General features: G+C 72.0%; 7 protein-coding genes. 1 reads left to right on the plus strand and 6 read right to left on the minus strand.

The window, feature by feature from the left end:
* Positions 1-172 precede the first annotated feature (172 nt).
* The 6 genes from EW117_RS23770 to EW117_RS23795 all read right to left on the minus strand — a co-directional run bounded on the left by EW117_RS23770 (position 173) and on the right by EW117_RS23795 (position 10,321).
* The gene (locus EW117_RS23770; RefSeq protein ID WP_129789185.1) at positions 173-4,522 is read right to left on the minus strand and encodes a ThuA domain-containing protein; all 4,350 of its coding nucleotides are present in this window, start codon (positions 4,520-4,522) and stop codon (positions 173-175) included.
* 127 nt (positions 4,523-4,649) lie between these two features.
* Positions 4,650-5,555: a sugar phosphate isomerase/epimerase family protein gene (locus EW117_RS23775; RefSeq protein WP_242504499.1), complete on the minus strand. Its 906-nt coding sequence runs from the start codon at positions 5,553-5,555 to the stop codon at positions 4,650-4,652.
* Positions 5,556-6,779, minus strand: coding sequence for a substrate-binding domain-containing protein (locus tag EW117_RS23780; protein WP_129789186.1), 1,224 nt, complete (start codon positions 6,777-6,779; stop codon positions 5,556-5,558).
* A gap of 46 nt (positions 6,780-6,825) precedes the next feature.
* Positions 6,826-7,812 (minus strand): ABC transporter permease, encoded by a 987-nt coding sequence (locus EW117_RS23785; protein ID WP_129789187.1) that lies wholly within the window; start codon positions 7,810-7,812, stop codon positions 6,826-6,828.
* Entirely contained in the window at positions 7,809-8,804 is a 996-nt protein-coding gene (locus tag EW117_RS23790; RefSeq protein ID WP_129789188.1) for an ABC transporter permease, read from the minus strand. Before EW117_RS23790 ends, EW117_RS23785 begins: the two co-directional genes overlap by 4 nt.
* Entirely contained in the window at positions 8,801-10,321 is a 1,521-nt protein-coding gene (locus EW117_RS23795) for a sugar ABC transporter ATP-binding protein (RefSeq protein WP_129789189.1), read from the minus strand. Before EW117_RS23795 ends, EW117_RS23790 begins: the two co-directional genes overlap by 4 nt.
* Before the next feature lie 138 nt (positions 10,322-10,459).
* Here EW117_RS23795 and EW117_RS23800 point away from each other — a divergent pair, with 138 nt between their 5' ends.
* Positions 10,460-11,647: an ROK family protein gene (locus EW117_RS23800; RefSeq protein WP_129789190.1), complete on the plus strand. Its 1,188-nt coding sequence runs from the start codon at positions 10,460-10,462 to the stop codon at positions 11,645-11,647.
* Positions 11,648-11,699: the final 52 nt, after the last annotated feature.

The raw sequence follows: 11,699 nt of genomic DNA on the forward strand, positions 1-11,699 counted from the left end.
GCGGCCGGCACCGCCCCGGCTCGACGGACGTGCCGCGGCGCTCGGCCTGCTCCGCGGCTTGTTCCGCGGTCTGGTCCTCGACTTCGGCACGTCCTTGCTCCTCTCGGTCGGAGATCTCAGCCGGCCGGCCCAGCCGGGAAGCCCCCGGCCAGCCGGCCCAGTCAGACCACGGCTACGAGCCGCAGCTCATTGCGTCGTAGCCCTCCTCCACGACCACCTCGTGTTGTCCGTTGACCGCGGTCACGATGGCTGTCCCGGCGTCGAACGCCCTGGTCCCCGATCCGAACTGGCGCGAGACGGTCTCCCCGGGCAGCACCTCCTTGAAGGTCTTGCTCCCGTGCGGCGTACTGAGCTCGATCAGCGCCGGGTCGGACCCGACGTTGGTCGCGCTCACCGTCACGCGCGCGAGCTGACCGGTGCACCGGCTGCCCGCCGCGACCTCGACCACCGGCGGGTCCGGCTCGTCGACGAATCCGAAGTCCTGGAACTCCACGGCGCTCCGGGCCGACGTGCTGTGCGCGGTGACGAACAGCCCGACGTCCTGCAGGTCGGCGGCGCCCGCGAGCGCCTCCGGCTCGCCGATCTGCGTGAACGTCTCGCCGTCCGCGCTCCGGTACGCCGTGTACAGGTCGCCGTCACGCACGAGCCGCACCCAGGCCGGGTACGCCGTCGAGCCACCGCCCGTCGACGTGACGAGCTGGCCGGCGGAGTTGCCGCGCAACCACTCGAACCCGCCGCTGGGCCGGATGCCGAGCGCCGCATACCCCGGGGACGATCCCGGCTGGGTCACGTCGTTGCGGACGATGATCCCGGCCTTGGCGGACCCGTGGGAGTTCCCCTGGCTGTTGATCCGCACGGTGGCCGACCAGTGCCGGTCGGAGCCCTCGCGGAAGATCGTCGAGTACTCGTCGGTGCCCTGCCACATGTTGGCGCCGCCCGAGTCGATGACGTACCGCCCCGTGGACAGCTGCTCGAACTCGCCGTCCGCGTTGGTGAACGTCTGCATCCCGCCGAACACGTCACCGACCTGCGCTACGACGATGCGCGAGGTCGTCGCCAGCCCGCGGTCGTTGGTCGCGACGGCCGTCAGCTCGTACCAGCCGTCCGCCGCGACGTCCCACGACGCCGTGTACGGCGCGGTGTCGTCGACGCCGATCGACTCCCCGTCGACGAAGAACTCCACCTGGCTGACGGCGTTCTCCGTGTCCGTCGCGGAAGCCGCCACCTCGATCTGGCCGTGCTCGAGCTCGACCCCGCCCTCGGGCGACGTGATCGCCACCTCCGGCCGCGTGGTCTCGCCGGCCCCCTTCCCGTTCGCCTCCACGAAGTTGAGCCGCCGCTCCCCCGGCCCGGGGAAGACCACGTAGAGCGCGAAGCTCTCCCCCGGGTCGTCGACGTCGACCCGCACGTCCCGGAAGTCGCTGATGCCGGAACCCGTGACCTCGGCGGTCCCGAGCAGGTCGCCGTCCGGGGCATCCCGCCGCAGCTCGATGGTGCCCGCGGCCGCCGAGGCCACGCGCAGCGTCAGCGCGTCGACGCCGTGCAGGTTCACCGGATCGTAGGAGGCCCAGTCGCCGTCGGAGCCGACGAGCACGGACCCGCCGCCCTCGACGTCGCGGCTCGGCGCCGTCGTCGTGCCCTCGGACGCGGCGTGGAACTCGGCCTGCCGCTCCCGCGGGAACAGCAGGGTGGTGTCCGAGCCGGTGAGGGAAGGGATGTCGCCGGCGCCGCCGTCGTCCTCGTACCGCGCGTCGAGCACGTAGAAGACGTTGGTGTCCGCACTGTGCCCGCCGCCCAGCGACGTGGTGACGGAGCCCGTCCGGCCGTGCTGCGGGTCTGCCGGGTGCGGGTGGTCGTCGTGGCCCAGGGCCGGCTGGATGACTACCCGCTGGTCGTCGATCTCCGAGCCGTCCGGCGAGTCCTCGGCGTCGGTCACGGAGACGTCCCATGAGACCGTGTCGCCGAACTCGAAGAACGAGCCGGTCGGCGGGAGCTCGAAGTCGACCTCCGGCCGGGTGTTCCCCACGGTGATCGGGACGGTGGCGGTCCCGTCCTTGCCCGCGGGGTCGGTGACCGTGAGCCGGGCGTCGTAGACGCCGTCCGCCGTGTACGTGTGGGACGCCGTCGGCTCGGTCGCGTCGGTCGTCCCGTCACCGTCGAAGTCCCACGCGTAGGTGAGGTTCTCGCCCTCCGGGTCGGTGCTGCCCGTCCCGTCGAACGTCACCTCCAGGGGCGCGGTCCCGGAGTCCGGCGACGCCTCGGGCAGCGCCTGCGGCGAGCGTGAGCCCGTCACGTAGTCGACCCGGTGCAGGCCGGAGTCCGGGTTGTCGCGGCCGAAACCGCCGCCCCAGTCGAGCACGTACATCGCGCCGTCGGGCCCGAACTTCGCATCGATCGGCGCGAGGAAGTCCTCGTCCGGCAGGAACCGGTTGACCTTCTCGACGTCGGGGGCGCCCGGTGCGGCCGCGGGGTCGGTGGGCTCGATGGTGAACACCTGGTTCCGCGACCACTCGTAGAAGAACGCCTTGCCCTCGTAGTACTCGGGGAACTTGGTGTCCGACTCCAGCTCCGGGTCGTACTGGTAGAACGGGCCGCCCATCGGCGCGAGTCCCCCGCCCTGGTTGATCGCTCCCGGCACCGAGGAACGCTGGTACCCGTACCACATGTCCGCGGGCTGGGCCGGGGGCAGCTCCGTCAGGCCGGTGTTCCGTACGGAGTCGTTGACCGGTGCGTCGCAGTCGAAGAACTCGCCCACGGCCGGTGGACTGGTCCGGTAGTCGACGTCGCGGAACGGCTCGTTGTTCCCCATGCACAGGGGCCAGCCGAAGAAGCCCGGCTCCTTGATCAGGTTCCACTCCGCGATGCCCGCCGGGCCCCGCTGGGCCAGGTTGTCAGTGCCGTTGTCGGGCGAGTAGTCGGCGACGCCGAGGTTGCCCGTGGCTGGATCGATGGCGAACCGGAACGGGTTGCGGAAGCCCATCGCGTAGATCTCGGGCAGCGTCTTGTCCGCGGTGTCCGCCGACTCCGGGAACAGGTTGTCCTCCGGGACCGTGTACGTGCCGTCGTCCTCCGGGTGGATCCGCAGGATCTTGCCGCGCAGGTCGTTCGTGTTGGCCGACGTCGCCCGCGCGTCGTGGAAGGTGCCGTCCCGCTCGGAGAGCGGCGCGTACCCGCCCGAGGGCTCCGAGTGCGGGTTCACGTCGTCGCCGACGCCGAGGTACAGGTCGCCGGTCGTCTGGTCGACGATCAGCCCGCCACCCGTGTGCCCCGGCTCGTCGGGCAGACGCCGGGCCGGGACCTCCAGCAGCACCTTCTCGGACGCCGGGTCGATGGTCGTCGCCCCCGGGCCGCCCGACGTGACGGTGAACCGCGAGAGCCGGTTGACGAAGCTGGCGGGGTCGGTGTCGTCCGCGCTCGCGGGCGACCAGTACTGGTAGAGGTACCCGTTGTCGGCGAAGTCCTCGTCGAGCGCGATGCCCAGCAGGCCGTCCTCACCGCCGGAGTACACCGGGAGCGTCACGGCGGTGGTCGTGGTCTGCGTCTCCGGATCGAACACCCGGATCTGCCCGCGCACCAGCTCGGTGAAGAAGACCCGGCCGTCCGGCGCCACGTCGATCCCGAACGGTGCGCTCGTGTTGGTGTCCAGCGCGACCTTCTCGAACTGGCCCCAGTCGGTGCCGCCGCAGTCGCCCGCGGCCAGCCCGGCCGCCCACTGCACGCCGCCGACGATGTGCTGCACGAACTCGGGCTCTTCCGTGTAGTGCGCGCCGAAGTGGCCCATGCCGGTCATCCAGGCGCGGCCACCGTCGTAGTACTTGCACCACGAGATCGGGTGGTCGTAGCCCATGGCATTGCTGCCCGGGTCATACGTCGACTCGTCCATGGTGGCCAGCACGTGCGCGTCGCCGCGCACGTTGGTCGAGAAGTTGTACCACTCGTCGGCGCGGTCCCAGCGCTGCGGCAGGTGCTGCGTGGACGGGTGCTTGCGGTCCTCGACGCGCACCGTGCCGGGCAGGCCGGGGCTCGAGCCGGTGGCGGCGTGGCCGGGCATCAGCGTCCCGATCATCTCGTCCCACCAGGCGTAGCTGCCGCGCATGTCCGTGGCGTTGTGGATGGCGACGATGCCGCCGCCCGCCTGCTGGTACCGCTCCATGGCGGCCTTCTGCTCGGCGTTCCACGGGTCGCCGGACGCCTGGAACATGACGAGCGCGTCGTACTGCGCCAGGTCGGCGTCGTTGAAGACCGTCGGGTCCTCCGTGTGGTCGGACAGGATGCCGGCCTCGGCGAACGCCGCCTCGAGCACGGGCGTGCCCTGCGTGATCGCCTCCTCGTGCCGGTACTGGGTCGTGGCCGTGAAGATGAGGACCCGGCCTTCCTGCAGGGCTTCGGCGGCCTCGCCCTCGGCACTGGCCTGCGGTCTGTCGGCCGCCGTGGCCGGGACGGACGCGAGCGTCAGCGCCAGTGCTCCGACGGCGAGAGCCGCTATGGATCTCCCCCAGCGGGGACGTCGTGGTGCGGTCATGGTGGTGCCTCCTGGGCAGATCGACGTGCGGGCCCCACCGGGGTCTCCGGTGGAGCGTGGTGCGTTGACCAGCCCGGCGTGCCGGCGCCGAGCGCTCTGGGCGCGTTCAGTCTCAGGCGCGTGCGATTCAGACCTGTGTCCGGGGCATCAGTCCTCTCAGGTGGGCGAGGCCCTCGCTCGCGAGGGCGTCCTGGCTCGCGGCCAGCGGCCGCCAGATCGAGGCGGCGGTGGCGATCGTGGCGTTCTCCGCGGTGAACGACTCGATGACGAGCGGTCCCGCGTAGCCGGACCGCTCCAGCGCGGCGAGCAGCGCCGGCCAGTCGACGCCGTCGCCGCCGGGCGCGCCGCGGTCGTTCCCGCAGACCTGCACCGCGGCGATCCGCGCCCCAGCGCGCTCGACCGCCGCGGGCAGGTCCCGTTCCTCGATGTTCATGTGGTAGACGTCGAGCATCAGCCCGATGCCCCGCGCGGGCAGCGGGCCGATGGCTTCGAGCGCCTGGTCCACCGTGTTGATCAGGCTCGTCTCGTACCGGTTCAGCGGTTCGAGGCCGACGACGACGCCCGCGGCGATCGCGTACTCGACGACGGGCGCGAGGTGCTCGGCGAGCTGGGCGTAGGCGTCGGCCCGCTCCCGCGGCGTCGTCCGCCACGTGCGCCCGACCGACGCATAGGCCGGGCCGCCGATCACCGGCGCACCCACCTCGTGCGCGACGTCGACCACCGCCCGCAGGTAGTCCTGCGTCGCGCCCACCGTGCGGGCGGGGGCCGCGACCAGCTCACGGCCCTCGCCCATGACGAGCGAGACGCTCGCCGCGAGGCCGTTGTCCGCCAGGACGTGCGCCGCGTGGTGCGGGTCCCAGTCGCCCAGGTGCTCCACGGGGAGCTCCAGGACGTTGAAGCCCCAGCCCGCCACGCGGGGCGCGATCTCGGCGAGCGAGCGGTCGGTGAGCGGCGACGTCCACACCCAGGTGTTGACGCCGACGGGCCACGTGCCCCCGGTCCTCATGGTCCCCGTCCCCGTCGTCGCCGTCATTCAGCGGTCCGTCCACGCCTCGGGATACCCGGGCAGGTCCTCGCCGCCGAACTTCGCGTAGTGCAGGGACGGCATGTCCGCGTTGGCGTCGAGGAACTCAGCGAGGTCCTCCTCGGCGACCGGCTCCTGGGGCAGCACCCACTCGGACGGCACCTCCTCGCCGGCCCAGATCATCTGCGCGGCGAGGATCGGCGTCCGCCACTGGAAGTTGGAGTAGACGTTGCCGATCGCCGTCATCCCCGTCTCGTCCCACTTGCGCAGGAAGCTCATCTCGTCCTCGCCCACGAAGACCGGGTACGGCTGGCCGGCGTCCTCGAACGCCTCGACGGCCGCGACGGCGCCGTCGCCGGCGTCCATCCAGATGCCATCGACCTCGCCGCGCTGCAGGTACTGGGTGACCAGGTCCTTGATCTTGGCGCCGTCGCCGCCCGTGAACTCGACCCCGACCACCTCGATCTCGGACTCCGAGAAGACCTTGTCCGCCGCCGCCCACCGGTGCTCCAGCACGTCGACGCCGGGCAGGATGCGCAGCGCGAGCACCGTCGAGCCCGGGTCCAGGTTCTCGACGAGGAACTCCGCGCCCACCGCGCCGTAGGCGTAGCCGCCGATCGGGTGGATGAACGTGACCATGCAGTCGGTGTTCACGCCACGGTCGAACACGATGACGGGCGTGCCGCTCTCGCAGGCGGCCTCGACCGCCGGGGTGAGCGTCGCGGTCGTCGACGGCGAGATGATGATCGCGTCGCAGTCGCCCGCCTCCACGAACGCCTGGATGTCGGAGATCTGCTTGTTGTCGTCGTCGGCGGCGTCCGAGACCCGGAACTCGCCGATCACGCCCTCCTCCTGGAGCACCTCCACCTGCTGCTGCATGGTGATCCAGCCGGTGACGCGCCACGGGTTGGAGACCGACGCGTTGGAGAAGCACAGCGTCTTGTCGCCACCCTCGCTCGCGAGGTCGGCGGTGTCCACGTACTCCGGCTCGATGGCCTGCAGCCACGGCTCGTCGGCCGGGCCCTCGGGCGCGACGTCGCGCTGGGCCAGCTCCCGGTCGTAGTCCGCCTGGACGAACCACTCGCTCTCGGCGCCGGAGTCGTCGGGTGTCTCCTCGGCGACGCTCGGCTCTGCCCCTGGCGGCTGCTCGGTCGGGGTCTCGGTGACACAGGCCGTCAGCAGGAGCAGCGTCCCCGCCGCCGCGCTCGCCAGCAGTACTCGGATCGATCGCATGTCCATCCCCTTTGATGAGTGCGGGTCCAACGAATGGGTTCTGAGCTCAGGTGCGGCGCCTCCGCGCCGCATAGGCGACGGCGGCGATGAGGATCACGCCCTGCACGGCGGGCCGGACGGTCGACGGCAGGGCGAGCTGGTTGAACAGCGTGAACAGGGCTTCGAGCGTGAGCGCACCGACCATGGCGGCGATGACGGTCCCGCGGCCGCCGCCGAGGGCGACGCCGCCCAGCACGACGGCGGTGATCGCCATGAACTCCAGCCCCTGGCCCACCTGGGCCGTGACGCCAGCGAACCCGCCGATGAGCACCGCCGCGACGGTGGCGAGGAACGAGGAGAGCAGGAAGGCGCGCGTGCGCAGCCACCACACCGACGCGCCGCTGTACGCGACGGCCACGGCGTTGTCGCCGGCGGCCACCAGGGACCGGCCGAACGGGCGGCGCATGAGCACCACCGCGAGCCCGACGACGACGAGCGCCACCAGCAGCGCGTACGGCACCTGGAACTGCCCGGGAACGTCCGGGAAGCCCTTGCGGCCCAGCACCCGGAAGCTCTCGCTGAGCGCCCCCGTCGGTGCGCCGCCGGTCCAGAGCCGGATGGCGCCGAACAGCACCAGCATCATGCCGAGCGTGGTGATGAAGGACGGCACGCGCAGCAGCGTCGTCACCAGGCCGTTGACGAGCCCGACCAGCAGCCCGAACACGAGCATCAGCCCCAGCACCGGCCAGGTCAGCGCTTCGTCGCCGTCCATCAGCCGGGCCGCGATGACCACCTGCGCGCCGACGAGCGAGCCCACCGACAGGTCGAACTCGCCCGAGACGATCACGAAGTACTGCCCGACGGCGAGCACCACCAGCGGGGCCGTTTTCTTGGCGAACGCCATCAGCGACATCGGCTCCGCGAACGACGGGTTGATCACCACGATCACGGCGAGGATCAGCACGAGCAGCGCGAGCACGGTCCAGCTGCCGCCGGACAGCAGGCGCTCCCGCCACGGCCGTGCGGTGCGCGAGGTCTCCGCGGTAAGGGTCATGCGGCGTCGCCTCCTCCGGTGGTGAACCGGGCGCGCCGGCTCGCCGGGTCGAGCTGCCGCCGCGCGTACAGGGCGACGGCGGCGATGATGATCACGCCGCGCAGCACGTCCTTGAAGAACGGGTTCACGTCGAGCACGTTGAACGCCGTGTCGAGCACGGCGAGGATCGCGACGCCGCCGACGGTGCCGACCACCGAGCCGCGCCCGCCGAACAGGAGAGTGCCGCCCAGCACCACGGCGGCGATCGAGTCGAGGTCGAGGCCGTAGGAGTAGACCAGCGCGTTCCCGGTGCCGAACCGGGCGGCGATGAGCAGGCCCGCCACGCCGGCGCACAGGGAGCAGAGCACGTGCGCCAGGACGAGGACGCGGCCGGTGCGCACGCCCGAGAGCCGGGCGACGTCGAGGTTCCCGCCCACGGCGAACATGTGGTAGCCCGGCCGCGTACGCGTGAGCAGCACGAACACCGCCGCGGCGACGAGCAGCATGACGACCGTGGACACGGGCACCGGGCCGATGCGCGTGTACCCGAACGTCTGGAATCCGAAGGGCACCTCGCCCTCCGGCCCCTTGAACCGCGTGTCCAGGAAACCCTTGATGATCAGGCCCGTGCCGAGCGTGGCGATGAACGGGTTGACGCGCAGGCCTGAGATGACCAGCCCGTTCACGAGCCCCACGCCGGCCGCGACCGCGAGCGCCGCCACGACGCCGAGCCACACCCGGGACGGGTCGCCCGCCATCGTCGTCGCCCCGACCAGCGAGCAGAGCGCGACGACGTACCCGACGGACAGGTCGAGCGAGCGGCACAGGACCACGAGCGTCTGCCCGATCGCGACGAACCCGAGCAGGCTGGTCTGCGTGAGCATGTAGCTGACGTTCTGCTGGGCGAAGAGGTTTCCGCCCCGGACCGCCACGAGGACGCCCGCGACCAGCAGGATGCCGGCCAGGGCCAGGTAGACGATCTCGGTGGACCCGAGGTGGTAGCGGCGGGTCATGCCGCCCCCGTGGCCAGGGCCATGACGGCCGTCTCGTCGCTGCCGCCCGGCAGCTCGCCGGCGATCCGGCCGTCGCGCACCACGAGGATGCGGTCGGCCATCGCCACGACCTCGGGCAGCTCGGAGGAGATGAGCAGGACGGCCGCGCCGTCGGCGGTCAGCGTGCGCATGAGGTCGTAGACGGCGCGCTTGGCGCCGACGTCGATGCCGCGCGTCGGCTCGTCGAGCACGATCACCCGCGGCTCGGTCACCAGCCACTTCGCGAGGACCACCTTCTGCTGGTTGCCCCCCGACAGGTACTGCACCTCGGCGTCCCGGGCGGCCGCGACCGTGCTCGCGGCCACGTCGAGCGAGGTGAGGACGCCGGGAACCGCCCGCGCGCGCCGGTCGGAGGCACGGGGCAGGACGGCGTCGAGCACGAGCCGCGCGTTCGCCAGGACCGTCTGCCCCAGCGCGAGGCCCTCGGACTTGCGGTCCTCGGTCACGAGGGCGAGGCGGTGGCGGACGCCCTGGCGCGGGGTGCGCACCTGGACCGGCTGCCCGTCGACGGTCATGCGGCCGCGCGTGAACGGCGCGATGCCGAACACGCCGTGGGCGATCTCGGTGCGGCCCGAACCCTGCAGCCCGGCCAGCGCGACGATCTCCCCGGCGCGCACCTCGAGGTCGATCCCGTCCACCATCGTGTTGCCGGAGCCCGCAAGGGCCAGCCGTACCTCGCCGGGTACGAGGTCGGCGGGCCGGTCGGGGAAGAAGCCGGCGAAGTCGCGGCCCACCATGGTGCTCACCAGGCGGTCCGGGCTCACCTCGCCGGCCGGTGCGGTCAGCATGTGGTTGCCGTCCTTGAGCACCGTGATGGTGTCGGCCAGGTCGTAGATCTCCTGGAGCCGGTGCGAGACGTACAGGATCGCGACGCCGCGGTCGCGCAAGCGCCGGACCAGTTCGTACAGGAGGGCCACCTCCTGGTCGGCGAGCGCCGCCGTCGGCTCGTCCATCGAGATGATCCGGGCGTCGTACGAGACGGCCTTGACGATCTCGACCACCTGCTGCTGTGCCACGGACAGGGATCCGACGCGGGTCCAGGGCGTGATTCCCGTCAAGCCGAGGTCGTCGAGGAGACGGGTGGTGTCGGCGTGCAGCCGGCGGCGGTCGACTGTGCCGCGCCGGAGCGGCTCGCGGCCCAGGTACACGTTCTCGGCGACGGACCGGTCCGGCAGGAGGTTGAACTCCTGGAACACCGTGGCCACGCCGGCGTGCTGCGCGTCGAGCGGCGTCGGGAAGGAGACGGGGGCGCCGTCGAGCTCGACGGTGCCCGTCTCCGGGCGGTGCACCCCTGCGATGACCTTCATCAGCGTCGACTTGCCCGCGCCGTTCTCGCCCACCAGGGCGTGGACCTGTCCGGGGTACAGGTCCAGGTCGATCTCTCGCAGCACGGAGGTGCCGAAGAAGTCCTTGCCGACGCCGCGGAGGCGCAGGACGGGGTCGGGTGATGGAGCGTGCGCGTCGTCATCGGCTCGCATATCGACCAATCTAGGGATCTTTTGGTAGTTGTCAAGCAAAAGATGCATGTCGCGTACGCGGCTTCTGTGGATCATGACGCATATGGGCTATCTTTTGCCGATACGAGGCCACAGATTCACCCCAGGAGGCGGTTGCCCATGCCCATCGACGGGCCCCTGAGGAACACTTCTGTGTCGCTGGGTGCCGGCGAGTTCTTCCAGCTGCTCCGCGACCGCAAGCCACGCACGCGGGCGGACCTGATCGCCATCACCGGCCAGTCCCGGTCGACCATCGCCACGCGGATCGACGCGCTCATGAGCACGGGACTCATCGGCCCCGCGGGCACTGCCGGCTCGACCGGCGGACGGCGGCCGGCGACCTTCGCCTTCCAGCCCGGAGCCCGCGCCGTCCTCGCGGTCGACCTCGGTGCCACGCACGCCCGGCTGGCCGTCACCGACCTCGCCTCCACGGTGGTCGCGGCGACCGACGCGCCGCTGTCGATCGCCGCGGGGCCGGACGTCGTCCTGCCCTGGGTGGTCCGGGCAGGCCGCGAGCTGCTCGACGCCGCCGGCCGCGACGTCGACGACCTGGCCGCCCTCGGCATCGGGCTGCCCGGCCCCGTGGAGCACTCGACCGGGCGGCCCATCAACCCGCCGATCATGCCCGGCTGGGACGACGTCGACGTCCCCGGGCTGCTCGGCGCCGAGCTCGGCGTCGACGTGCTGGTCGACAACGACGTCAACATCATGGCGCTCGGTGAGCACCGCGCGGCCTGGCCGCAGGTGTCGGACCTGCTCCTGGTCAAGGTCTCCACCGGCATCGGCGCCGGCATCATCGCGGACGGCGCCCTGCGCCGCGGCGCGCAGGGCGCCGCGGGCGACATCGGGCACATGGTCGTCCCGGGCGCCGACCACGTGCCCTGCCGCTGCGGCAACACCGGCTGCCTCGAGGCCGTGGCCAGCGGCCAGGCGGTCGCCGCGGCGCTCTCGGCCCAAGGGCTGGAAGCCGCTGACAGCGCTGACGTCGTCGCCCTGGTCCGGTCCAAGGGTCTCGCGGCGAGCCAGGCGGTGCGCCAGGCCGGCCGCGACATCGGCGGCGTCCTGGCCTCGTGCGTCAGCATGCTCAACCCGTCGGTCATCGTGATCGGCGGGATCGTGGCGGACGCCGGGGAGCACCTCATCGCCGGCATCCGCGAGGCCGTCTACCGCAGGTCCTTGCCCCTGGCCACCCAGCACCTGCGCATCGTCACCTCCCGGGCGCGCGTCGGGGCGGGCGTGCTGGGGGCGAGCGCCATGGCCATCGACCACGTGCTGTCCCCGGCAGCGATCGACGCACTGGCGGCGTGAGGGCGGCGTGACGGCGGCGGGCGGGCACGGGAGCCGCGTGCGACCACCCGCG

This window comes from Promicromonospora panici (assembly GCF_900608595.1).
Classification (GTDB): Bacteria; Actinomycetota; Actinomycetes; order Actinomycetales; family Cellulomonadaceae; genus Promicromonospora; species Promicromonospora panici.